Raw genomic sequence first — 22,171 nt, forward strand, 5'->3', positions numbered from 1 at the left:
TCGCAAGCTACGGTGTTGCCCTCTTCTCGCAGGTCAGCTCGTCAAAGCCATCCTCGTTCTTCAACTCCGTGAAGCAGGATGAAAAGCGTTCACTGCACATCTCGGCACGGGCGCTTATGCCCTCGACCAGTCCTGGCACGTGGGCTGGCTATTCATCGCCGCCCTCATCACCACCGCGTAATCCGATCAGAAGGGATTCTTACCATGGGCTGGCTGTTCAAGGATCGCGAAGACGCGATCACCTGCAACTCCGATGCTGCCGCCGAAGCGTGGCGCAAAGCCGCCAAGGCCAAGAAGGCCGGCGACCAGAAAGCCGCAAAGGCGTGGACCGACTGGGCGCGTGACTGCGACCAGACCGCAACCAGGTTCGCCAACGGCGACTACGACGACGTTATCCAAAACCCCTAATCACAGGTTCTAAATCGTCGTTATTCAGCCTCGTCACACACAAGCGGGACCGTATCGCCTGCTACAACGCACGGTCCCGCTCTCAACCCCCACCCTCGCCACGAGGAGGAGAGTCATGTCCAAGAGTACCTTCGGGGTACATCACCACAACAGAGGCGGCCACGGCCGTCGCGGTAGCTCCGTCACCGTGATCCAGAACAACGTGCAGCACAGCTACCTGCGCACCGCGAAGATCACCTTCTACGTGGTCTTGGCGGTTGTCGGCATCTTCGCCGCCGTCATCTCCACCTACTACCTGCCCCCGCTCGCCGCCGTCCCGATCGGCCTCGCGGCCGGAACCATCATCGGCGGCCTCGCCGCTTCCATCATCGCCATCTGGCCCGTCCTGCGCGCCATCTGGTGGTGGCTGCCGGAAATCACCCTCGTCCTGCTGCTGATCGGCGGCTGGGTGTACCTCCAAGACCAGACCAACCCCCTCATCACCGGCGCCGCCTACGCCAGCGTCATCGCAGGCTGCTGCCTCACGCCCGCCTCGCGCCGGTATGCGCTCGCTCTGCTGTGGTGCCTCATCGTCCGGCACCGCCTGCGCGCCTGCTTCAGCACCTTCCTGCCCACCGACCGGCACGGCCACCTGCCGTTCATCGGCCTGGCCAAGCCCATCCCGGTCGGGGAACGCGTCTGGGTCTGGCTGCGTCCCGGCCTGTCCCTGGACCAGATCGAAAACCAGCTCGGCAGAATCGCCGTCGCCTGCTGGGCCGCCTCGGTCACCGTGACCAAGGCCCGCACCTCCAACTCCGCCGCTATCTACCTGGACATCAAACGCCGTGATGTCCTCGGCGGCCTGGTCGGCTCCCCTCTCACCGAGGAACTGCCGACCGACGTTCCGGCCATCACCCGGCCGATCGCCACCGTTCCGGCTCAGCTCGATCTCGCTGACGTGCCGGAAAACGACGACACCGACCCCACCGAGCGTCCGGCCAAGAAGAACGGCCGACCCCCGGCCGTCAACGGCATCCCTGCCAAGACGGCCACGGACAACCCCGACCTCGACTGGATCTGACGCGTCGTCCGCTACCGGGAGAACCTCGTTTGCTCCTCCCGGTAGCACCTCTCACATTCGCCTGACACGTAAGAGGTGACGCTGCCATGCACGCGGCTCTTCCCGACCTTCCGGCCACGATCCCGGTAGCGCCGTCGATGTCCATGTTCGACCCGGTGTTCATCGGGATCAATGAATTCGGCAACCCGGTCTACCTCGACCTGGTGTATCACAACCTGCTGGACGCCGGAGAACCCGGCGGCGGCAAGTCCGTACTGATCCAAAACCTCGTCGGGCACGCCTTCCTGTGCCACGACTTCACCCCCGTTCTACTCGACCCCAAATGGGTCGAACTGGGGATGTGGATGGAAGCCGCCGAAGCAACCGGCGGCGTCTTCGTCGGCCCCGACATCGACAAGGGCCTACGCGTGCTGCGCCGCCTGCAAAAGGTGATGGACCGCCGTTACTCCTGGCTGGTCGCCCATGGCCGCCGCAAGTTCCTGGCCAGCGACGCCATCAACGTCATCGGCGTCTTCATCGATGAACTCGCCTACTACACCGCCACCACCGGCACTCCCGAGCAGCAGAAAGAGTTCATCGCACTCGTCCGCGACCTGGTCGCACGAGGCCGCGCCTGCGCCATACCGGTCATCGCCGCTACCCAACGCCCGAGCATGGACATCATCCCCACCTCGCTACGCGACCTGTTCGGCTACCGGGCAGCCTTCCGCTGCACCACCCCGAACAGCTCCGACATCATCCTGGGCCACGGCTGGGCCTCAGCCGGATTCAACGCCCAAGCCATCAGCCCGGAAACCCCCGGCGTCTTCTACCTCATCGCCGAAGGCGGCATCCCGCACCTGGTCAAAGCCGCCTATCTCACCGACGCGCAAATCCACCAGCTCGTCGACTACGTCACCTGGACCCGCCGCAACGGCGACCAGGTTTCCGTACCTCTCGCCGCCTGAATGGAGAACCACCATGCACCACGACACGGCCCTCGCCCTGAATGCGAGCACTGCGGGGAGGTGTGCCCCGATGCCCGCTGAGGCCAACCCCGGCATCGCCTGGCTGGAAAGCCCGCACATCATCCAGCACACCCGCTGGTACGACGAACTCAGCCGCCCCTACACCTGGCGCCTGCCCATGTTCTGGCTCAAGAACGACGTCGACACCGGCATCGATGGAGAAACGACCGCGATGACCGTCCCGGCCTCCGCCTACGACGACCCCCACTGGAGGCCGCTGTGATCCACAAGGCCTACCACCCCAACGGCAGCCCCGACCTGCGCAACTGGATAGCCCAGTGCGACAACCACTGCCGCAACACCGTCGCCCTGCTTGAGGCGACACCCGCCGGCTGGCTCATCGGCCAGCGCGAAAACGGCCGCTGCTACTGCCCGGCCTGCGCTGAGGTACTCGCCATGGGCCTCATCTCCTGGGCGCTGGCCTGCCCGATCTGCCAATCCCCGTGGCTCATCTTCGGCACCGACAGCAACGGCACCGCCGAATTCGTCCTGTGCGACGGACAGTGCCGCTCCACCTACCTGGCCGCTGACGGCTGGCACTGCACCTGCTGCGGCGACCCCATCACCTTGGCTGACGGCACCGACTGAACATGCACGCGAGGGCCGGACCTCTCGCCAAAGATCCCCGGCCCTCGCCCCAGCTCACTCCCAGCAAAGGAGCAGAACTGTCATGCACTCTATTCCCGCTTCGGCTGCTCGGATACCGCAGCTCGAACGGCTCAACGCCACTCCCGGTACCCGGGTCGTTTTCTACGACCCCACTGGCTCTGAGTACAAGTTGCCCACTTATCCGTGGAAGTGGGCACCCAAGCACTTGAAGACCCGACGTCAACTCGCCGCTCTCGGCCTGCGCCCCGGCGGACAAGCCCCCGTCGCCCAAATCCTGTGGCGCAAAGGCGGCCGTGTCGCCTACCTCTACGACGTCACCCGCGCGCTGCCCAAGCGCAAGCCCACCGGCAAGCAGCTGGCCGCTCTCGACAAGGCTTCGCGTGCGCGTCGCATGAAGCGGAGCGCCTCATGAGCCGTTCCATCGAAACCCCCGACTACGCCGCGTTCCTCAAAAGGATCATCCGCGCCTACAGCAAGCGTATCGCCGAAGGCGACATCGAAGCCCTCGCCGACCTCGCCGGCGTCGTCGCCGAGCTCGACCACGCCATCGCCCAGGCCGTCATCCAGCTCCGAGCCAACTACGGCTACTCCTGGGCCGACATCGCCCGCCCACTGGGCATCACCCGCCAGGCCGCCCAACAGCGCTGGGGTGACTCATGATCGTCACCTTCTGTCCGTTCGCTCCGGCCAGTGCCCCCGACGACTACTGCGCTTCCCTCGCAAGCGTCCTGCTCGAAGGCGGCTGCCTTCACGAACACATCGCGATTCTCGGCTTCTGCCGAGCTCATGCCGACCTTGTCCTAGCCGCTCGCACCCTGTGCCGTAGCTGCTGGTTCGACCCTGATCACGCACACCGCTGCCTGGTGACCGCACGCGAGGTGAGCCTCTGATGATCACCATAGGGACTGTCTATCTCTTGCACTTCGAGCGGCCCTACAAGCACGCCCGCCACTACATCGGCTGGACCCCCGGCGACCTGAACCGCCGCCTCCGCCAGCACCGTAACGGCACCGGTGCCCGCCTCATGAAGGTCATCACCGCCGCAGGCATCGACTTCATCGTCGCCCGCACCTGGACCGGCGGACGCAACCTCGAACGCTCCCTCAAGAAGAGGGGTGGAGCCTCACGCTGCTGCCCCCTATGCGGCATCACCCCACGTGTTACCGGCTGGGATCAGCCTGACACCGACCACACCACCACGGCAGACACCAGCACGCCTTACGCGATCAAGATCGTGCCTGCCATCTGCGCATGCAACCGAGTCACCCATCACGCTGCCGCGTTACTCGCGACCGCCTCGATCACCTGCCTCGACTGTCACCAACCAGTCGTCCCCCAACGCGACGTCCAGGAGGAACACCATGTCCTCAGCCACTAACCGAACCGAACGCGTCGAATCCAGCGTTCAGCTCGTCATCCTGCTCCTGGTCGGTCTCATGGCCGGAGCCGCCTCCTTCACCCACGTCCACGACTGGACCATGGCCAACAGCCCCGAAGGAACCGGCGAATGGTTCGGCTGGGCCAACGCCGTCATCTCCGAACTCACCCCCACCGCCTCCGGCCTGGAAGTCCGGCGACGCAAGCGCAACGGTCAATCCATCGCTTACCCGATGATCGTCCTCATCGCCTCCGCCGGTCTGTCCATCGCGGCCCAAATCGCCGTCGCCAAGCCTCACCCCACCGGCTGGCTGATCGCCGCCGTCCCCGCCCTGGCTTTCCTAGCCCTTACCAAACTCGTGCTCTCCCGCACTCCCACCGCTCAACCGGCGGCACTCAACACGGCCACCGTGCCGGAACCCGACCCGGAAACCACACCTCAACCTGCGGACGCGCCCCTCGGCCACGAGCGCCAGGACCACGCGCACACCGACCACCGCACTCCCCAGGAGCGGACCCCGGCCCTGCCGGTCCTGCAACTGCCCACCCCCGCCCTGGAAGGACAGCACTGACCCATGCAACTCCAGCTCGACACCGCTTCGGCGCTGGCTCTCACCCCCGGGACTGCTTCCCTGGCCCCGGGCGTGGGGGCGAACACCGAAACCCCCTCCTTCGCGCGCGAACCTCGTCAGCACATCCGCACCGCCCTGGAACGCGCCGCACGCCCCGACTACTCGGCCTGGCTCGGCCACGTCGAATCAGCCGCCGCCTGCACCCACCCGATCCGGCTGCACGGCAACCTGGCCACCGTCGACACCCGCACCGGTGAGATCCTCACCGTCCGGCACACCTCGACCCTGCCCGACGGTGTCATCTACAAAGCCTGCGGCAACCGCCGCCACACCGTCTGCCCCGCCTGCGCCACCACCTACCAACACGACGCCTACCACCTCGTCCGTGCCGGACTCGTCGGCGGCAAGACCATCCCCGACACCGTCCGCACCCACCCGGCCGTCTTCGCCACCCTCACCGCCCCCTCCTTCGGCCCCGTCCACACCCGCGACGTACGCCACTGCACCTGCCGCGACAAAACCCGCTGCACCTGCCGCCCCACCCCCTGCCACGCACGCCGCGGTAACCCCACCTGCCCCCACGGAAGACCGCTGGCCTGCTGGCAACGCCACTCCCCCGGCGACGAGCAGCTCGGCCGACCTTTGTGCCCCGACTGCTACGACCACGCCCATCACGTCGTGTGGAACCACCACGCCGGAGAACTCTGGCGCCGCACCAAGCAACACGCCGAACGACACCTCAACCAGCTCGCCCGGCAACGCGGCCTGCCCAAAGTCCGGCTCTCCCACGGCAAAGCCGCTGAATACCAAGCACGCGGCGCCGTCCACTTTCACATCCTGCTCCGCCTGGACGGCATCGACCCCGACCTGCCCGACGCCATCACCCCGCCCCCGGACGGCATCACCGTCGAAGACATCACCGCCGCCGTTACCCTCGCCGCCACCACCATCGCCTACACCACTCCTCCCCACCCCGATCAGCCCGGCGGCTGGCCCATCTCCTGGGGCGAGCAGCATGAGATTCGGCCCATCACCCTGTCGGCTTCCGGCGATGCCCTCGATGACCAGGCCGTCGCCGCCTATCTGGCCAAGTACTCCACCAAGGGCACCGAGGTCACCGGTCATACCTCCCGGCGGCTCACCGCCGACACCATCGATCTGTACGCCAACCCCACCGGCACTCATCCCGAACGGCTCATCGCCGCCGCCTGGAACCTCGGCCACACGCCAGAATGGAGAGGACTACGCAGGTGGGCGCACATGCTCGGCTTCGGCGGACACTTCCTCACCAAAGCCCGCCGCTACTCGATCACCTTCGGCTCCATCCGCGAACAACGAGCCGCCTACAAACGCGCACACGCCCTCAACCAAGGCCATCGAGGGCCAGAGGGACACCCCGAACCAACGCGATTCCAGCGTCAAGCCGTCCTTGACACCCAAACCGAGGAAACCACCCTCGTCATCGGATTCCTCACCTACGCAGGCACCGGCTGGCACACGACCGGTGACCAACTCCTCGCCAACACGGCAGCGGCCCAAGCCCGCGAACGCACCCGAGCAGGACGCGAAGAACTCGCCCACCAACAGGCATGCAGTTCGTCCACACCGCTCGCCGCCTGACCAACCTCAGAACGCGAACGGAGTGCATCACCGTCATGAACCCCGCTACCCAGCGAACCTGGAGCACCGAAGACGTTTCGATCTTCCTCGGCGTGCCCGTTGCCACCTTGTACCAGTGGCGACACCGAGGGATCGGCCCGAAGGCGGCCCGTGTCGGTCGTCACCTCCGCTACCTGGAGGAGGACGTTCTTGACTGGTTCCGCCAGCAGCGAGATGCGGCCTGATGGCTCGCGTCCGTGACCTCTGGTTCCGGACCGTCACGGGATCGGATGGTCAAAAGCATCGGCAGAAGACGAAGCGGCATCCCGACAACGGCGGCAGCAAAGAGGCCAAGCGCTGGCTCGCCATCTGGATCGGGCCAGACGGCAAGGAGGAAACGAAAGCCTTCACGACCAAAGCTCAGGCGACGAATCATGGAACGGCCAAGGAGGCTGATCGGCTCCGTGGTGTCTATGTCGACGAACGCAGGGGCAAGCTTCTCTTTCGTCAGTACGCCCAGGACAAGTGGCTGCCATCACAGGTGCATTTGAGGACCAATAGCCTCGACACCTACACCGTCCACCTGAACGCGCACCTGATCCCGGCCTTGGGTGAACGGCGGATCGGCAGCCTCACCAGGGCGGATATGAAAGCCGTCGTCGCACGGTTGAACAAGACCTTGGCTCCGACCACGGTGCACACCGTGTTCGCGGTCCTGCGTCTGGTCATGCAGGCCGCCGTTGATGACGGCGACATCCCCAACAACCCGTGCTCACGCGTTCCACTACCGCGCATCACGGCCCGAGTGGTCGAACCACTGCCAGTAGAGGCTGTTCTGGCTCTCGCTGACGCGATGACGCCGCGCTACCAGCTGGCCGTATGGCTCGGCTTCGGATTGGGGCTTCGACTGGGCGAGGCCCTCGGCCTGACGGTCTCGAAGGTGGAGACGGGAGCCAAGCGCGTTCTCGTTCATCGCCAGGCGCAGAACGGCGAACTGGTCGAACTCAAGACCAAGGCATCGCGTCGCGCGCTGCCCGTTGATGACCTCGTCCTCACCCAGATCACAAAGCATCAAACGTGCTACCCCACTGGCCCTGAGGGCGTGCTTATCACCAACAGGTGTCGTCGTATCGCTCAGCGAAAGTCGTTCAACGAATGCTGGCGCGAGGCTGTAGCTAAGGCCGGCCTTCCCAAGGGCACTCGGTTCCACGATCTGAGGCATTTCTACGCCTCCGGGCTGATCAAGGCGAACCTCAACCCGAAAGTGATCCAGACTCGGCTGGGCCATGCCACCATCGCCGAGACGATGGACACCTACGGCCATCTCTTTCCGGACCAAGACGATCTCGGGCGTGGGGCCATTGACGCGCTTCTGCTTCCGAATCTCACGGAACAGGGACGGAACAGGCAATCTTGAACAGTGCTCTGCCCCTGGTCACAGCGGCGGAGTGAGACGAGCCGGCCTGTAGGCCGGGTTCTGTCCTCCGGCCCCGTGACCGGGGACGGAGGGGCGACCATCCATCTAGGGCCGCCGTTGCCGGCGGCCTCAAGCGGTCTACCCGCGCGCCTCGGGCGGGCAGCCCTCGAACGGCGCGCGCGGGCCGCTCCGGAGAGCGACCCTTCTTGACCTTGCTCCAGGTGGGGTTTACCGAGCCGCCCACGTCACCGTGGGCGCTGGTGGTCTCTTACACCACCGTTTCACCCTTACCGCCCGGAAAACCGGGAGGCGGTTTGCTTTCTGTGGCACTGTCCCGCGGGTCACCCCGGGTCGGCGTTACCGACCACCCTGCCCTGTGGAGCCCGGACCTTCCTCGGCGGGCCCGTGCGGGCCCGACGCGGCCGCCCGGCCGGCTCGTCTGTGGGTGAGGCTATCAGCTACAAGCCAACCGCAAGCAAATAGCAAGATCGAGGCGATGGGATGGGACCCGTCACCGCCTGAGGGGGGCGGAGGCACCGGTGGTCGTGCCGGGTGTTCTGGCGGCGCCCGGCACGACCGGAACCGGTCAGCGCAGGTGGGACGTGTCGTTGAACGACTTCACCACGGCCTGGCCGTCGAGGTAGTGCTCGATGAGCGACAGGCAGGCCACGTCCAGGTGCATGCGGTAGAGGGCCGCGGGGGGCGCCGTGAGGGCCAGGCGCAGCAGGGTCTTGATCGGCGTCACGTGGGAGACCACCAGGACGGTACGGCCCTCGTAGGTCTCCATGAGCCGCCGCTGGGCGCGCTCGACGCGGTCGGCCACGGCGGTGAAGCTCTCGCCGCCGGGCGGCGGGGTGGCGGGGTCGGCGAGCCAGGCGGTGAGCTCGTCCGGCCAGCGGCGCCCCACCTCGGTGAACGTCAGCCCCTCCCAGGCGCCGAAGTCGACCTCCCGCAGGTCGTCGTCCACCTCGACGCTCAGGCCGGTGCGCCCGGCCACGGCCTCGGCCGTCTGGCGGGCGCGAGTGAGCGGGGAGCTCACGACGGCGTCGAGCCGGTACGGGGCGCGGGAGAGCCGGGCGGCGGCCGCCTCGGCCTGGGCGTGGCCGTTGGGCGTGAGCTCGGCGTCGCCGAGGCCGGAGAAGCGGCGCTCCACCGACAGCGGGGTCTCGCCGTGCCGGAGCAGGAGCAGGGAGGTGGCCACGCGGGTGGGCGGGGCCCAGCCGGTGCCCGGCGTGCTCTCCTGGGCGGCCACGGAGGCGGCGGGGGCGGACAGGTCGAGCAGGTCGGTCTGCTCCACCAGCGGCGGGCGGTGGTCGCCGGTCGCCGGTGGGGCCGTGGCGCCCGCGGTGGAGCCGCCCGCGGACCAGGCCAGGCCCTTGGCGGCGGCGTCCATGGCCTCGTTGGCCAGCCGGTCGGCGTGGGCGTTGTGGGCGCGCGGGATCCACGTCCACTCGGTGATCCGCAGCCGCCGGGCCAGCTTGCCCGCCTCGAGCGCCAGCGGGCGCAGGCCCTCGTTCTTGATCTTCCAGCGGCCGGCCATCTGCTCGATGACGAGCTTGGAGTCCATCCGGACCGCCACCCGCGCCCCGTCGCCGGCCAGCGACAGCACGGTCCGCAGGCCGGCGATGAGGCCCCGGTACTCGGCCACGTTGTTGGTCGTGACGCCGATCGCCTCGGCCGCCTCGGCCAGCACCTGGCCGTCGGCGGCGTCCTTGACGACGGCGCCGTAACCGGCGGGGCCCGGGTTGCCGCGCGAGCCGCCGTCGGCCTCGATGAGGTAGGAGGTCACAGGCCCGACTCTGGGGTGCGGACGAGGATCCGGCGGCACTCGTCGCAGCGCAGCACCTCGTCGTGCGGGGCGGACTTGATGCGGTTCATCTCGGCGATGGACAGCGCCACCTTGCACCCCTGGCAGCGGCCGCCGTGCAGCATGGCGGCGCCGACGCCGTACTGGGCCTTGAGCTTGTCGTAGAGGGCCAGCAGGTCGGCGGGGATCTCGCCGGAGAGGGCGTCGCGGCGGCCCTGCACCTCGTCGGTCTCCTTGCCGATGTCGCCGAGCGCGGCGTCGCGGCCGGCCTCGGCGGCGGTCAGGCCGGCGGCCACCTCGTCACGCTGGGCCACCAGGTCGCGGACGCGGGCGTCGGCGGCCTCGCGGCGCTCCATGATCTCCAGCACGACCTCCTCCAGGTCGCTCTGGCGGCGCTGCAGCGAGGCGATCTCCGACTGCAGGCTCGCCAGGTCGCGCGGGGAGGTGACGGCGCCGGAGTCGAGGCGCTTCTGGTCGCGGTCGGCGCGGGCGCGGACGGTGTCGACGTCGCTCTCGGCCTTGGCCTGCTCGCGCGCCAGGTCGCCCGCCTCGGTCTCGGCCTCGATCACCTCGGTGGCGAGCTTGGCGAACCGCTTGGACCGCTCGTCGATCTCGGCCAGCTCCGGCAGGGTGCGGCGGCGGTGGGCCAGCCGGTCGAGCTGGGAGTCGAGCGCGGCCAGATCGAGAAGTCTCTTCTGGGCCTCGGGGGCTGCTTTCATGATCAATATCCTCGTGTCCAAGCATCGGTGACCGCGGCGGAGACGCGCGTCTCAACGTTAACGCCACCGGCGGCCAGGATGGACGCGGCGCCGTCGAGCCACGGCCATTCGGTGGCCCAGTGGGCGGCGTCGATCAACGCGGGCCCGCCCGCCTCCATGAACTCGCTGGCGGGGTGGTGGCGGAGGTCGGCGGTGAGGAACACGTCCGCCCCGGCGGCGCGCGCGTCGGCCAGCAGCGAGTCGCCCGCTCCCCCGCTGACGGCGACCCGCGAGACGGGGCGGCTCACGTCGCCGGCGACGCGGATGCCCCACGAGGTGGCGGGCAGCCCGGCGGCGGCGCGGGCGGCGAAGTCGCCGAGCGTGGTCTCCTCCGGCAGGTCGCCGACGCGGCCGAGCCCGCACGCGGGGTCGTCGGGCAGCGGCCGCAGCGGCGTCAGGCCGCCGGTGAGGCCGACGGCGCGGGCCAGCGCGTCGGAGACGCCCGGGTTGGCCACGTCGGCGTTGGTATGGGCGGTGTAGAGGGCGATGTCGTGCTTGATCAGGGTGTGGATCAGCCGGCCCTTGGGGGTGGTCGCGGCGACGCTGGTGGTGCCGCGCAGATAGAGGGGGTGGTGGGTGACGATCAGGTCGGCGCCCCACTCCAGCGCCTCGTCGGCGACGGCGGCGACCGGGTCGACCGCGAACAGCACCCGCCCCACCGGCTGGGCGGGATCGCCGCAGACCAGGCCCACGGCGTCCCAGGACTCGGCCCGGGCGGGCGGGTAGGCCGCCTCGATCACGTCGATCACGTCAGTCAGCGTCACAGCAGCCACCTGGGAAGACTATCGGGATCTACGGCCGGACGAGGAGCGCGGGGCTGGGCGCGGCATCCCTTCGGGCGTAATGTAAGTGGATCCTGACTCGGGCGGAGGGCGCATGACACCGAAGGTCGCGATCATCGGGGCGGGGTTCGGCGGGCTGTGCATGGCGATCCGGCTGGAGAAGGCCGGGATCGGCTCCTACACGGTGTTCGAGAAGGCGGGCGCGCTCGGCGGCACGTGGCGCGACAACAGCTATCCGGGGGCGGGCTGCGACATCCCGTCGCACCTGTACTCGTACTCGTTCGAGAAGTACGCGAGCTGGACCCGCAGATACCCGGAACAGCCCGAGATCCTGGCCTACTTAGAACACTGCGCCGACAAGTACGACGTCAGGCGGAAAATCAGGTTCAACGCCGAGGTCACCGACACCGCCTTCGACGGCTCCCGCTGGCAGGTCACCGCCGGCGGCGAGAGCGAGGCGTTCGACGTCGTCGTGATGAGCGTCGGCCAGCTCAACCGCCCCCGGCTGCCCGAGATCCCCGGCATGGACGACTTCGAGGGCGCCGCCTTCCACTCCGCCCGCTGGGACCACGGCCACGACCTGACCGGCAGGCGGGTCGCGGTGATCGGCAGCGGCTCGTCGGCGGCGCAGCTCATCCCCCGGGTGGCCGAGCGCGCCGAGCGGCTGACCGTGTTCCAGCGCACGCCCAACTGGGTGATCCCCAAGCCCGACGCCGAGTTCGGCACGGCGGCCAGGCTGGCGTTCCGGTTCGTGCCGGGGCTCCAGCGCGCCTACCGGGAGTGGATCTTCCGCTACGCCGAGGCCGCACTCTACCCCGCGCTCGCCGGCGGCTGGAGCCGCGACCTGCTGCGCAAGCGGGCCCTGGGCCATCTACGTGACCAGGTGCCCGACCCGGAGCTGCGCGCCAAGCTCACGCCCGATCACCCGCCCGGCTGCAAGCGGGTGATCATCGACAGCGCGTTCTACCCGGCGCTGTGCCGCGCCGGCGTGGACGTGGTGACCGACCCGATCTCCCGCATCACGCCCAAGGGCGTCGAGACGGCCACCACCGCGTACGAGGCCGACACGATCGTCTACGCGACCGGTTTCCGCGCCACCGAGTTCCTGGCGCCGATCCGGGTGACGGGCCGGGCCGGGCGCGACCTGGCCGAGCAGTGGGCCGGCGGCCCGGAGGCGTACCTGGGCATCTCGGTGCCACACTTCCCGAACCTGTTCCTGCTGTACGGGCCCCACACGAACCTGGGGCACAACTCGATCGTGTTCATGCTCGAATGCCAGGTGGCGCACGTCATGGCGTGCCTGCCGCACCTGTCGGGCGGGCGGCGGCTGGAGGTGCGGCCGGAGGCGATGGCGGCCTGGCGCGCCCAGCTCGACGCGGCGATGGCCCGCATGGTGTGGAGTGATGGCTGCCGGAGCTGGTACAAGAACGCCGAGGGCCGCGTCACCAACAACTGGCCGGGTCCGGCACCGCTCTACCGCCGCCTGACGGCCCGGCCGCCGCGCCCGGCCTACCGGCAGGTGTGAGCGTCCAACGCGCGCCGCGATTTCCGTACGATGCCACATGGCACCGGCATGGCCGGGGCGGTAGCGTCCCTCGCATGACGACCTCCCTGCATCAGCGCGCGCTCGTCGCGGACACCCACAACGACCTGCTCATGGCCGTCTCGGCGCGCCCGCCGGAGCGGTGGGCGGACTTCTTCCGCGAGCGCTGGCTGCCGCAGCTCGTCGCGGGCGGCGTGAACCTCCAGGTGCTGCCCGTCTTCATCGACGACCAGTACCGGCCGGAGGGCGCGCTGCGCCAGACGCTGCGCATGATCGAGTGCGCCCACGTGATCGCCGAGGGCAACCCGGAGCACGTCCGGCTCTGCCGTGACGCGGCGGAGATCGACGCCGCGCTCGACGCCGGCCTGATCGCCCTCGTGCTGGCGCTGGAGAGCATGCCGGGCCTGGACGCGAGCGTGGAGCTGATCTCCACGGTGCGCCGGCTGGGCGTGCGGGTGGCCTCGATCGCGCACTGGGGCCGCACCCCGCTGGCCGACGGCAGCGGCGAGGACGCCACCGGCAGCGGGCTCACCTCGCACGGCGTGGCGGCGCTGCGCGAGATGGAGCGGCTCGGCGTCGTCTTCGACGTCTCCCACCTGGGCGCCTCCGGCGTCGCGCACGTGCTGGAGCTGACCACCAAGCCGCTCATCGCGACGCACTCCTCGGCCCGCGCGCTGCGCGACCACCACCGCAACCTCACCGACGAGCAGCTGCGCGCCGTAGCGGCCACGGGCGGCGTGGTGTGCGTGAACTTCTTCGCGCCGTTCCTCACCGAGCGCGAGCACGAGGCGACCCTCGACCACCTGCTCGACCACATCGAGCACGTCGCCTCGGTGGCCGGGATCGACCACGTCGGCCTGGGCCCCGACTTCATCCGCGAGGTGATGGACGACCTGACCCCGCCCTGCTGCGAGGACCTGCAGCTCAGGGGCGTCGACACGCGGGCGGCCATCCCCGGTCTGGAGGGGCCGTCGGGGCTGCCGATGGTCACCGAGGGCCTGCTCGGGCGCGGCGTGCCGGAGAAGGACGTGCTGAAGATCCTCGGCGGCAACGTGCACCGGCTCTTCGCCGAGCTGCTCGTGTGACAGGCGGGCGCGAGCACGGGTACGACCAGGGTGTGACCAGTGAGGGTGTGACCGACCTGACCGGCGAGGACCTGGCGGCCGGGGCCGCCGCGCGGAGCGGGGTGGCGATCCGCGAGCTGCACGCGATGGCCGAGTTCCGGCAGGCGCTGCGGCTGTTCGACGACATCTGGCATCCCGACCCGGGCAACGTGCCGGTGCCGCTGGAGCTGATGATCGCCTTCGCGCACGCGGGCGGCTACGTGGCGGGCGCCTACGAGGACGACGTGCTCGTGGGCGCGTCGGTCGGTTTCCTGGCGGCCGGCCGCGCCCTGCACTCGCACGTCACCGGCGCGCTGGTCGGGCGCGGCGTCGGCTACGCGCTCAAGCTGCACCAGCGCGCCTGGTGCCTGCGGCGCGGGCTGGACCGCATCACCTGGACGTTCGATCCGCTGGTGCGCAGGAACGCCCGGTTCAACCTGGCCAAGCTGGGCGCGCGGCCCGAGGCGTACCTGGAGAGCTTCTACGGCGCGATGGCCGACGCGATCAACGAGGGCGACGACTCCGACCGGCTGCTGGCGGTGTGGCACCTGACCGGGCCGCCGGGCGGCGGCCGGGCCGCGCCCGGGGCGGCGCGGCTGCTGGACGCGGTGGGCGAGCGGCCGGTCGTCACCGACGCGGACGGGCCGGTGGTGCTGGTGGCCACGCCGGACGACGTGGAGACGCTGCGCCGCGCCGACCCGGGCGCGGCCCGGGAGTGGCGGCTGGCGACGCGCCGGGTGCTCGGCGGGCTGCTCGCCGGGGGCGCCCGCGTCACCGGGTTCACCGACGACGGGGATTACGTGGTCGAGCGGGGGTAACAAGCTGTCGAAAGCCGCGTAAAGCGCGGCGATCAGGACTGCAGCAAGGAGCTCCGCATGACGGACTTCACCCCCACCGTGCCCACGCGGGTCCTGCCTCCCGTCACCGTCCGCGACCTTCCCGAACCGCCCCGCTCGACCTGGCGCGTCATCGGCCCCGGACTGGTCGGCGCCGGGGTCGGGCTGGCCTCCGGCGAGTTCATCCTCTGGCCGTACATCGCCTCCCAGGTCGGCCTGATCTTCCTGTGGGGGGCGGCGATCGGCATCATCACGCAGTGGTTCCTCAACATGGAGATCGAGCGCTACACGCTGGCCACCGGCGAGACGGCGCTCACCGGGTTCAGCCGGATGTGGCGGCACTGGGGCCTGGTGTTCGTGCTCATGACGCTCTGCGCGAACCTGTGGCCCGGCTGGGTCACCACGTCGGCGACAATGGTGACGTACCTGACCGGCACCGGCGCGGAGAGCGTGCGCTGGATCGCGGTCGGCATGCTGGCGGTGATCGCGCTCGGGCTGACGCTCGCGCCGGTGATCTACACCGCGCTGGAGCGGGTGATCTTCGTGAAGATCGCCCTGGTCGTCACGCTGATCGTCGTCGCGATCCTGTTCGCGATCAACGCCGAGAGCTGGGTCGAGCTCGGCCGCGGCCTGACGGTGAACGCCGGGTTCCCCGCCGACGACCTGGGGTTCGCGCTGGTGATGGGCGCCATCGCCTACGCCGGCGCGGGCGGCGGCCAGAACCTGTGCCAGAGCAACTGGATCCGCGACAAGGGCTTCGGCATGGGCGCGTACGTGCCCCGCCTGGTCAGCCCGGTCACCGGGCAGGAGGAGGCGGCCTCGTCCACCGGCTACCAGTTCGCGCCGACGAAGGCGAACCTGGAGCGCTGGCGGCAGTGGTGGCGCTTCGCCAACGTGGAGCAGGGCGCCACGTTCGCGCTGGTGTCGTTCCTGACGATCGCGTTCATGTCGATGCTGGCCTACTCGACGGTGTTCGGCCGGGAGGGGCTGGCCAACAGCATCGACTTCCTGCGGATCGAGGGCCAGGTGCTGCAGGAGGTCGTCGGGCCCTGGTTCGGCGTGCTGTTCTGGCTGATCGGCGCGCTGGCGCTGTTCGCCTCGGCGATGGGCATCGTCGACTACACCTCGCGGCTGGCCTCCGACACGATCAAGACCGTCTACCTGCGCGAGCGGGCCGTGTCGGTGAACCGCGTCTACTTCTACGTCGTGTGGGCGATGGCGCTGGCCGGCGCCGCGATCCTGCTCCTGGGCTTCGACCAGCCGCTCATCCTGCTGGTGGTGTCGGGCAGCGTCGCGGCCGTGATGATGTTCGTCTACTCGATCCTGCTCATCGTGCTGAACCGGGGCGCGCTGCCCGACGCCATCAAGGTGCGCTCCTACCGGCTCGGCGCGCTGGTCTGGTCGGTGGCCTTCTTCGGCGGGCTGACCGTGCTGACGCTGATCGAGCAGGGACGCAAGCTGTTCGGCGGCTGACGCGGAAGCGCTCCTTCCGCGATCGGCGGCAGACTGGTCGGCATGCTGGAAACCTCGGCCCGCCTGCTCAAGCTGCTGTCGCTGCTCCAGGCGCACAGGGAGTGGACCGGCCCCGAGCTGTCACGGCGGCTCGGGGTCTCCACCAGGACCATCCGCAACGACGTGGAGCGGCTGCGCACGCTCGGCTACCCGGTGCACGCCACCCCGGGCGTGTCCGGCGGCTACCGGCTCGGCGCGGGCGCCGCGCTGCCCCCGCTGCTGCTCGACGACGAGGAGGCGGTGGCCGTGGCCGTCGGGCTCGGCCGGGCGGCGGGCGGCGGCGTCGAGGGCATCGAGGAGTCGTCGGTGCGGGCGCTGGCCAAGCTGGAGCAGGTGCTGCCGTCGCGGCTGCGGCACCGGGTCAGCGCGCTGAACTCCTACACCGTGCAGATCCCCGGCGCCGCCCCGTCGGTGCCGCCCGGCGTGCTGACCACGATCGCGAACGCGGCCCGCGACCGCGAACGGCTCCGCTTCGGCTACACCGGGCACGACGGCGCCGAGAGCGAGCGCGACGCGGAGCCGTACCGGCTGGTGCACCGCCGGGGCCGCTGGTACCTGCTCGGCTACGACGTGGGCCGCGACGGCTGGCGGACCTACCGGGTGGACCGGCTCACGCCGCGCACGCCGGGCGGGCCCCGGTTCACGCCGCGCGAGCTGCCGGAGGACGGCGACGTGGCCGCGTTCGTGGAACGGGCCGTCAGCACGGCGATGTGGCGCCACCGGGGCACGGTGCTGGTGCACGCCCCCGCCGAGCGGGTGCGGGAGCTGGGCGCGACCGCCGGGCTGGACGTGGAGCCGGTCGACGACGCCACCTGCCTGCTCCGGCTGGGCGGCGACGACCTGACGGGGATGGCCGTCTGGGTGGGCTTCCTCGGCCTGGACTTCGAGGTGCTGGACCCGCCGGAGCTGGCGGAGGTCGTACGGGAGCTGTCAGAGCGCTACCGGCGCGCGGTCAGCGGGCGGTAGGACGGCGGTCAGCCCCCGCGCGCATCGTGAGGTCATGACAATCACGCAGATCGCGGGCGGCAGGGGCGACTTCCAGACCGTGCACCACCTGACCGTCGGCGGTTCCCAGGAGGAGATCGGCAGGCGGCTCACCGAGGAGGCGCGGCGGCTCGGCTGGCAGCCGCAGCGGATCGACCCGGTGGTGAGCCGGGCCCGCCGCACCTGGTTCGAGCGGCACTGGCCGCAGCATCACGCCCGCATGGACGGCGCGGCGCAGGCGCTCGGCCTCGACCCCGAGCAGGACGAGCTGGCGCTGGACGGCCTGAGCGTGATCCCGGGCGGGTCGGGCTGCTCGGCGCTGTGGTGCCCGCCGTCGGCGGCCCCCGACGGGCACGGCAGGGCGGGCCGCAACTACGACTTCTTCACGCTGACGACCAGCGAGTTCATGGGCCGGGACAGCACGCCAGGCGAGCTGCCGATCGCCTCGCGCCCGTACGTGATCACCACGGTGCCGGACGAGGGCCTGGCCTCGACCGTGATCACGATGAACGAGCTGGACGGCTGCATGGACGGCATCAACGAGGCCGGGCTGGCGGTGATGCTGCTCATCGCCGACATCGAGCACACGACGCCGCCGGAGACGGCCGACCCGCAGGTCGGGCTCGGCAGCGTGCAGCTCCCCCGGTTCCTCGTCGACACCTGCGAGAACGTCGAGCAGGCCAAGCAGGCGCTGCTCGGCGCCAAGCACTACGACCACGGCGCCCCGCTGCACTACCTGGTCGCCGACGCGCGCGGCGGCGCGTTCGTGTGGGAGCGCGGCCGGGACGGCACCGAGCACGTCATCGAGGTCGGCGACGGGCCGCTGTGCGTCACCAACCACCTGCTGCACCGCAACCCCGACCCGATGAACCTGCCGCAGGACGGCGAGGCGAGCTTCGGCACGTACGGCAGGCTGCGCACGCTGTACGAGCGGAGCAAGGGCGTGCTCATGTCGCCGGACGACCTGCGCGCGAGCCTGGCCTCGGTGGCCGTGCCTGCGGGCACGGAGGGGCCCTGGCGCACGATCTGGACCACCGTGTTCGACACGCACGACCGCACCCTGTCGACCCGCTTCTACCTGGGCGACGAGGCCGGCTACAGCGAGGAGCTGGTGTTCACTCCCCGTCCAGGTAGGACTGCCTGACCTTCGAGCGTGACAGCTTGCCCGTGGGCGTGCGCGGCAGGCTGTCGCGGTAGGCGATCACCTTCGGGTGCTTGAACCTGGCGATGCGCGGGCCGCAGTGCTCCAGCAGCTCGGCGGTGAGCCCGGGGCCCGGCGTGACCCCTTCGGCGGGCTCGACGAGGGCGACCACGTTGTGGCCCCACTCCTCGTCGGGGACGCCGATGACGGCCACGTCGGCCACCGCCGGATGCTCCAGCAGCGCGGCCTCGATCTCGGCCGGGTAGATGTTGACCCCGCCCGACACGATGAGGTCGGTCCGCCGGTCGCACAGGAACAGGAAGCCGTCCTTGTCCAGGTAGCCGACGTCGCCCGGGGTGTACCACTCGCCGCGCATGCTGGCGGCGGTCTTGGCCGGGTCCTTGCGGTACTCGAACGAGCCGAGGCTCGACCTGACGTAGACGAGGCCGGGCTCGCCGGGAGGCAGCTCGTTCCCGTCGTCGTCGAGGACGCGCGCCTCGAACGTGGGCGCGGGCCTGCCGACGGTGCCGGGCCTGGCCAGCCAGTCGTGCGGCTTGACGGCGAAGGCGATCGCCGACTCGGTGGAGCCGTAGTACTCGTAGAGCACCGGCCCCCACCAGTCCATGATCTGCTGCTTGACCGCGACGGGGCAGGCGGCGGCGGTGTGGATGACCTGCTGGAGGCTGGACACGTCGTAGCGGTCGCGGACCTCCTGCGGCAGTTGCAGCATCCGGTGGAACATCGTGGGCACCATCATCGCGTTCGTCACCCGGTGCCGCCCGATCAGCTCCAGCACGGTCTCCGGCCCGAACTTCGGCGCGATCACCACCGTGTGCCCGAGGTGCAGCGCGAACTGCGTGTGGGCGCACGGCGCGGAGTGGTACATCGGTGAGGTCACCAGGTGGACGCCGTCGCCCGGCCGCAGGTCGACGACCTCGCCGAGGAACCACGTGTAGAGCGGCACGACGGCCTCGGGCTCGGCGCCGGGCAGGGGGCGCTGCACGCCCTTGGGGAAGCCGGTGGTGCCGGAGGTGTACCACATGACCGCCCCGGCCGCCCGCTCGCCGGGCGCGCCCGAGGGCTGCCCTGCGGCCAGCCCCGCCGTCCCCTCCTCCGCCGTCACGACCAGCCTGGCGTCGCAGTCCCCGACGATGTACGCGATCTCCGCCTCGGTCAGATGCCAGTTGACCGGCACGTAGTAGAGGCCGATCTGCCCGGTCGCCATCAGCATGACGACGGCGTCCAGGCCGTTGGGCAGCACGCCCGCCACCACGTCGCCGCCGCCGAGGCCGCGCTCGCGCAGCCCGTGGGACACCTGGTTGACCAGGGCGAGCAGCTCCCCGTAGGTGGTGCGGGCGCCGTCGGGGCCGATGACGGCGAGCCGGCCGGGGTCGGCCTGGGCGATGGCGTAGAAGCCGGGCAGGGCGCTGACGTCCATCACAGCTCCAGCAGGCGGGCGAGCCTGGCCCGGTGCTCGCGCGGCGGCCCCAGCAGCACCTCGTCCGTCTTGGCGCGCTTGTAGTACAGGTGCGCGTCGTGCTCCCAGGTGTAGCCGATGCCGCCGTGCAGCAGCAGGTGGTCGCGGGCCACCTCGAAGCAGGCGCGGCCCACGTACGCCTGGGCGAGCGCGGCGGCCTCCGGCAGCTCGCCGGGCGACTCGTCGGCGGCCCAGGCGGCGTAGCGGACGATCGACTCGGCCTGCTCCAGCTTGCCGTGCATGTCGGCGAGCTTGTGCTTGACGCCCTGGTAGGAGCCGATGTAGCGGCCGAAGGCGACCCGCGCCTTGGCGTAGGCGACGATGGCGTCGAGCGCGGCGCGCATCACGCCGAGCTGCTCGGCGGCCAGCGCGATGGCCAGCCGGTCGGCGACGCCGGCGGCGTCCGGAAGGGGGCCGAGCACCCGGGCGGCGGCCGCCGTGAGCTCGACGCGGGCCTGGCCGCGCGTGAGGTCGAGGGTCTCCAGCGGCGTCCGCGTGACGCCCGGCCCGTCGAGTGTGACGGCCGTCAGGACGGCGCCCCCGTCCGTCGTCGCGGGCACCAGCAGCACGTCCGCGTCCATGCCGGACAGCACCTGCGGCAGCGTGCCGGTGAGCTCGCCGTCGCGCAGCGGGATCGCGGTCCCGGGCAGGACGAGGGCGGCGGCGATCCGGCCTTCGGCGATGCCGGTCAGCAGCTCCTTGTCGGGCGTGCCGGCCAGCGCGATCGCGGCGAACGTCGTGGCCAGGAACGGGCCGGGCAGCAGCGCCGCGCCCGTCTCCTCCAGGGCGACGGCCAGGTCGGCGAACCCGGCGCCGGCGCCGCCGTACTCCTCGCCGACGATCAGGCCCGCCAGGCCGAGCTCGCCGTTGAGCCGCGCGTAGACGGCGGGGTCGTAGCCCTCGCGAGCCTTCGGCAGCGGCGAGGCGGCGGCCAGGAACGCGCGGACGGCGGCGCGCAACTCCTGCTGCTCCTGGCTGAGTACGAGCTTCACGCCTGCGTCCCCACCTTCAGGTCCTTGAACGGCACGGTCTTGTCCACCCGGGGCTCCGGCGGCAGGCCGAGCACCCGGTCGCCGACGATGTTGCGCATGATCTCGTTGGTGCCGCCGCCGAGCGCCATGCCGGGGGCGGCGGCGAGCGTGAAGCCGAGCGGGTGGTCGCCGACGACCGACTCGGGGCCGGTCAGGCGGGTGGCCAGGTCGGCCTGGAACAGGTAGAGCTCGGCCAGCAGCAGCTTGGCGGCGCTGCCCCGGGCGCCGGGGAACTGCCCGGCGCTGGTCTCCTGGGCCAGCCGCTGGTTGAACAGCGCCAGCGCGCGGGTGCGGATGTGCAGCTCGACGAGCTCGTCGCGGACCAGCGGGTCGCTGGTGTCGAGGGTGCGGCGCAGCGCCTCCAGCGAGGCGGGGTTGTCGCGCTGACCGCTCATGCCGACGCCGGCGGAGATCGACAGCCGCTCGTGCAGCAGGGTCGTGACGGCGACGCTCCAGCCGTCGTTCACCTCGCCGACGCGGTGCTCGTCGGGGATGTGCACGTCGTCGAAGAAGATCTCGTTGAAGTTGGCGCGGCCGCTCATGTCGCGCAGCGGCCGCACGGTGACGCCCGGGTGGCGCATGTCCACCACGAACATCGTCAGGCCCCGGTGCTTGGGCACGTCCACGTCGGTGCGGGCGAGCAGCAGCCCCCAGTCGGCGTGCTGGGCGACCGACGTCCACACCTTCTGCCCGTTGACCACCCAGCCGGCGCCGTCGCGCACGGCCCGTGTCTGGAGGGCGGCCACGTCGCTGCCGGCGCCCGGCTCGGAGAAGAGCTGGCACCAGATCTCCTCGCCGCGCAGCAGCGGGCGCAGGAAGCGCTCGCGCTGCTCGTCGGTGCCCCGGTCGACGATCGTCGGGCCGGTCATGCCCAGGCCGATCGAGAAGACGTAGGTGGGCAGCGTGTAGTCCTTGGCCTCGGCGGCGAACGCCCGCTCCTCCGCCTGGGTCAGGCCCTGGCCGCCCCACCGCTCCGGCCACGTGATGCCGGAGTAGCCGGCGTCGTGCAGCCGGGCCATGAAGTCCTTCGCCCGGGCGATCGGGTCGCCGCCGGGTTCGTCGTCCGATGGTGCGTTCTCCCGCAGCCAGTCCCTGGCCGCACGCCGGTAATCAGCGAGATTCACAGCGAGATTCACATCGACTCCTCG

At 70.4% G+C, this 22,171-nt stretch carries 24 protein-coding genes and 1 other RNA gene; 18 read left to right on the forward strand and 7 right to left on the reverse strand.

The features are described 5' to 3' along the window. Positions 1–204: 204 nt before the first annotated feature. The 12 genes from AB0G11_RS19380 (at position 205) to AB0G11_RS19435 (ending at position 8,049) form a co-directional block, all read left to right on the forward strand. Positions 205–408, forward strand: a complete 204-nt coding sequence (locus AB0G11_RS19380; RefSeq protein ID WP_357587191.1) for a hypothetical protein — start codon at positions 205–207, stop codon at positions 406–408. 187 nt (positions 409–595) lie between these two features. Then, on the forward strand, positions 596–1,468 hold the full coding sequence (locus AB0G11_RS19385) for a hypothetical protein (RefSeq protein WP_357587193.1): 873 nt from the start codon (positions 596–598) through the stop codon (positions 1,466–1,468). Positions 1,469–1,554: 86 nt separating this feature from the next. Further along, the gene (locus tag AB0G11_RS19390; protein WP_357587195.1) at positions 1,555–2,415 is read left to right on the forward strand and encodes an FtsK/SpoIIIE domain-containing protein; all 861 of its coding nucleotides are present in this window, start codon (positions 1,555–1,557) and stop codon (positions 2,413–2,415) included. 70 nt (positions 2,416–2,485) lie between these two features. After that, a complete protein-coding gene (locus tag AB0G11_RS19395) occupies positions 2,486–2,698 on the forward strand; it encodes a hypothetical protein (protein ID WP_357587197.1) in 213 nt (70 codons plus the stop codon). After that, a complete protein-coding gene (locus AB0G11_RS19400; RefSeq protein ID WP_357587199.1) occupies positions 2,695–3,063 on the forward strand; it encodes a hypothetical protein in 369 nt (122 codons plus the stop codon). Before AB0G11_RS19395 ends, AB0G11_RS19400 begins: the two co-directional genes overlap by 4 nt. Before the next feature lie 82 nt (positions 3,064–3,145). Next, complete coding sequence (locus tag AB0G11_RS19405; protein WP_357587201.1) at positions 3,146–3,496, forward strand: RRQRL motif-containing zinc-binding protein; 351 nt, start codon at positions 3,146–3,148, stop codon at positions 3,494–3,496. Next, the gene (locus AB0G11_RS19410) at positions 3,493–3,744 is read left to right on the forward strand and encodes a hypothetical protein (protein WP_357587203.1); all 252 of its coding nucleotides are present in this window, start codon (positions 3,493–3,495) and stop codon (positions 3,742–3,744) included. Before AB0G11_RS19405 ends, AB0G11_RS19410 begins: the two co-directional genes overlap by 4 nt. 229 nt (positions 3,745–3,973) lie before the next feature. Then, positions 3,974–4,462: a hypothetical protein gene (locus tag AB0G11_RS19415; protein WP_357587205.1), complete on the forward strand. Its 489-nt coding sequence runs from the start codon at positions 3,974–3,976 to the stop codon at positions 4,460–4,462. Beyond that, positions 4,446–5,033 carry a hypothetical protein gene (locus AB0G11_RS19420; protein ID WP_357587207.1) on the forward strand — a complete coding sequence of 196 codons (588 nt, stop codon included), beginning with the start codon at positions 4,446–4,448 and terminating at the stop codon, positions 5,031–5,033. The genes AB0G11_RS19415 and AB0G11_RS19420 overlap by 17 nt, the downstream gene beginning before the upstream one ends. A 3-nt stretch (positions 5,034–5,036) precedes the next feature. Continuing rightward, positions 5,037–6,653, forward strand: coding sequence for a replication initiator (locus tag AB0G11_RS19425; RefSeq protein ID WP_357587209.1), 1,617 nt, complete (start codon positions 5,037–5,039; stop codon positions 6,651–6,653). Positions 6,654–6,688: 35 nt separating this feature from the next. Continuing rightward, positions 6,689–6,877, forward strand: coding sequence for a helix-turn-helix domain-containing protein (locus tag AB0G11_RS19430; RefSeq protein ID WP_357587430.1), 189 nt, complete (start codon positions 6,689–6,691; stop codon positions 6,875–6,877). Then, complete coding sequence (locus AB0G11_RS19435; RefSeq protein WP_357587211.1) at positions 6,877–8,049, forward strand: tyrosine-type recombinase/integrase; 1,173 nt, start codon at positions 6,877–6,879, stop codon at positions 8,047–8,049. The genes AB0G11_RS19430 and AB0G11_RS19435 overlap by 1 nt, the downstream gene beginning before the upstream one ends. Positions 8,050–8,082: 33 nt before the next feature. Here AB0G11_RS19435 and rnpB read toward each other — a convergent pair. The 4 genes from rnpB to AB0G11_RS19455 form a co-directional block, all read right to left on the reverse strand. Continuing rightward, positions 8,083–8,487, reverse strand: an RNA gene (gene rnpB, locus AB0G11_RS19440) — RNase P RNA component class A. Positions 8,488–8,635: 148 nt separating this feature from the next. Further along, on the reverse strand, positions 8,636–9,838 hold the full coding sequence (locus tag AB0G11_RS19445; protein ID WP_357587213.1) for a bifunctional RNase H/acid phosphatase: 1,203 nt from the start codon (positions 9,836–9,838) through the stop codon (positions 8,636–8,638). After that, complete coding sequence (locus tag AB0G11_RS19450; RefSeq protein WP_219517174.1) at positions 9,835–10,575, reverse strand: C4-type zinc ribbon domain-containing protein; 741 nt, start codon at positions 10,573–10,575, stop codon at positions 9,835–9,837. The genes AB0G11_RS19445 and AB0G11_RS19450 overlap by 4 nt, the downstream gene beginning before the upstream one ends. A gap of 2 nt (positions 10,576–10,577) precedes the next feature. Next, complete coding sequence (locus AB0G11_RS19455) at positions 10,578–11,378, reverse strand: Nif3-like dinuclear metal center hexameric protein (protein ID WP_357587215.1); 801 nt, start codon at positions 11,376–11,378, stop codon at positions 10,578–10,580. 112 nt (positions 11,379–11,490) lie between these two features. On the opposite strand from AB0G11_RS19455, the gene AB0G11_RS19460 reads away from it, so the two are divergent. The 6 genes from AB0G11_RS19460 (at position 11,491) to AB0G11_RS19485 (ending at position 18,518) form a co-directional block, all read left to right on the forward strand. Next, positions 11,491–12,921: an NAD(P)/FAD-dependent oxidoreductase gene (locus AB0G11_RS19460; protein WP_357587217.1), complete on the forward strand. Its 1,431-nt coding sequence runs from the start codon at positions 11,491–11,493 to the stop codon at positions 12,919–12,921. 74 nt (positions 12,922–12,995) lie between these two features. Next, positions 12,996–14,024 (forward strand): membrane dipeptidase, encoded by a 1,029-nt coding sequence (locus AB0G11_RS19465; protein ID WP_219517167.1) that lies wholly within the window; start codon positions 12,996–12,998, stop codon positions 14,022–14,024. Positions 14,025–14,056: 32 nt separating this feature from the next. Next, positions 14,057–14,860 carry a GNAT family N-acetyltransferase gene (locus AB0G11_RS19470; RefSeq protein WP_308126155.1) on the forward strand — a complete coding sequence of 268 codons (804 nt, stop codon included), beginning with the start codon at positions 14,057–14,059 and terminating at the stop codon, positions 14,858–14,860. A 57-nt stretch (positions 14,861–14,917) separates the two neighbouring features. Then, positions 14,918–16,351 carry an Nramp family divalent metal transporter gene (locus AB0G11_RS19475; RefSeq protein ID WP_219517165.1) on the forward strand — a complete coding sequence of 478 codons (1,434 nt, stop codon included), beginning with the start codon at positions 14,918–14,920 and terminating at the stop codon, positions 16,349–16,351. Positions 16,352–16,393: 42 nt separating this feature from the next. Continuing rightward, complete coding sequence (locus tag AB0G11_RS19480; protein ID WP_357587219.1) at positions 16,394–17,356, forward strand: YafY family protein; 963 nt, start codon at positions 16,394–16,396, stop codon at positions 17,354–17,356. A gap of 34 nt (positions 17,357–17,390) precedes the next feature. Beyond that, positions 17,391–18,518, forward strand: a complete 1,128-nt coding sequence (locus tag AB0G11_RS19485) for a C45 family peptidase (protein ID WP_219517161.1) — start codon at positions 17,391–17,393, stop codon at positions 18,516–18,518. Here the strand turns inward: AB0G11_RS19485 and AB0G11_RS19490 are convergent. The 3 genes from AB0G11_RS19490 to AB0G11_RS19500 are packed head-to-tail and all read right to left on the reverse strand — an operon-like array spanning position 18,490 to position 22,159. Then, on the reverse strand, positions 18,490–19,953 hold the full coding sequence (locus AB0G11_RS19490; protein WP_357587221.1) for an AMP-binding protein: 1,464 nt from the start codon (positions 19,951–19,953) through the stop codon (positions 18,490–18,492). The two genes, AB0G11_RS19485 and AB0G11_RS19490, sit on opposite strands and share 29 nt — an antisense overlap. Continuing rightward, positions 19,953–20,984: an acyl-CoA dehydrogenase gene (locus AB0G11_RS19495; protein WP_357587223.1), complete on the reverse strand. Its 1,032-nt coding sequence runs from the start codon at positions 20,982–20,984 to the stop codon at positions 19,953–19,955. Before AB0G11_RS19495 ends, AB0G11_RS19490 begins: the two co-directional genes overlap by 1 nt. Beyond that, positions 20,981–22,159: an acyl-CoA dehydrogenase family protein gene (locus AB0G11_RS19500; RefSeq protein ID WP_357587225.1), complete on the reverse strand. Its 1,179-nt coding sequence runs from the start codon at positions 22,157–22,159 to the stop codon at positions 20,981–20,983. The genes AB0G11_RS19495 and AB0G11_RS19500 overlap by 4 nt, the downstream gene beginning before the upstream one ends. Between the last annotated feature and the right edge of the window lie 12 nt (positions 22,160–22,171).

The sequence above is a fragment of the Nonomuraea sp. NPDC023979 genome, assembly GCF_040639085.1.
In the GTDB taxonomy this organism is placed as follows: domain Bacteria; phylum Actinomycetota; class Actinomycetes; order Streptosporangiales; family Streptosporangiaceae; genus Nonomuraea; species Nonomuraea ceibae.

What these genes read in the sequence shown, in the direction of transcription:
- AB0G11_RS19380 (WP_357587191.1), top strand. Translation starts at nt 205, where the DNA reads ATGGGCTGGCTGTTCAAGGATCGCGAAGACGCGATCACCTGCAACTCC.
- AB0G11_RS19390 (WP_357587195.1), top strand. Translation starts at nt 1,555, where the DNA reads ATGCACGCGGCTCTTCCCGACCTTCCGGCCACGATCCCGGTAGCGCCG.
- AB0G11_RS19395 (WP_357587197.1), top strand. Translation starts at nt 2,486, where the DNA reads ATGCCCGCTGAGGCCAACCCCGGCATCGCCTGGCTGGAAAGCCCGCAC.
- AB0G11_RS19405 (WP_357587201.1), top strand. Translation starts at nt 3,146, where the DNA reads ATGCACTCTATTCCCGCTTCGGCTGCTCGGATACCGCAGCTCGAACGG.
- AB0G11_RS19410 (WP_357587203.1), top strand. Translation starts at nt 3,493, where the DNA reads ATGAGCCGTTCCATCGAAACCCCCGACTACGCCGCGTTCCTCAAAAGG.
- AB0G11_RS19415 (WP_357587205.1), top strand. Translation starts at nt 3,974, where the DNA reads ATGATCACCATAGGGACTGTCTATCTCTTGCACTTCGAGCGGCCCTAC.
- AB0G11_RS19420 (WP_357587207.1), top strand. Translation starts at nt 4,446, where the DNA reads ATGTCCTCAGCCACTAACCGAACCGAACGCGTCGAATCCAGCGTTCAG.
- AB0G11_RS19425 (WP_357587209.1), top strand. Translation starts at nt 5,037, where the DNA reads ATGCAACTCCAGCTCGACACCGCTTCGGCGCTGGCTCTCACCCCCGGG.
- AB0G11_RS19430 (WP_357587430.1), top strand. Translation starts at nt 6,689, where the DNA reads ATGAACCCCGCTACCCAGCGAACCTGGAGCACCGAAGACGTTTCGATC.
- AB0G11_RS19435 (WP_357587211.1), top strand. Translation starts at nt 6,877, where the DNA reads ATGGCTCGCGTCCGTGACCTCTGGTTCCGGACCGTCACGGGATCGGAT.
- AB0G11_RS19450 (WP_219517174.1), bottom strand. Translation starts at nt 10,575, where the DNA reads ATGAAAGCAGCCCCCGAGGCCCAGAAGAGACTTCTCGATCTGGCCGCG.
- AB0G11_RS19460 (WP_357587217.1), top strand. Translation starts at nt 11,491, where the DNA reads ATGACACCGAAGGTCGCGATCATCGGGGCGGGGTTCGGCGGGCTGTGC.
- AB0G11_RS19465 (WP_219517167.1), top strand. Translation starts at nt 12,996, where the DNA reads ATGACGACCTCCCTGCATCAGCGCGCGCTCGTCGCGGACACCCACAAC.
- AB0G11_RS19475 (WP_219517165.1), top strand. Translation starts at nt 14,918, where the DNA reads ATGACGGACTTCACCCCCACCGTGCCCACGCGGGTCCTGCCTCCCGTC.
- AB0G11_RS19480 (WP_357587219.1), top strand. Translation starts at nt 16,394, where the DNA reads ATGCTGGAAACCTCGGCCCGCCTGCTCAAGCTGCTGTCGCTGCTCCAG.
- AB0G11_RS19485 (WP_219517161.1), top strand. Translation starts at nt 17,391, where the DNA reads ATGACAATCACGCAGATCGCGGGCGGCAGGGGCGACTTCCAGACCGTG.
- AB0G11_RS19490 (WP_357587221.1), bottom strand. Translation starts at nt 19,953, where the DNA reads ATGGACGTCAGCGCCCTGCCCGGCTTCTACGCCATCGCCCAGGCCGAC.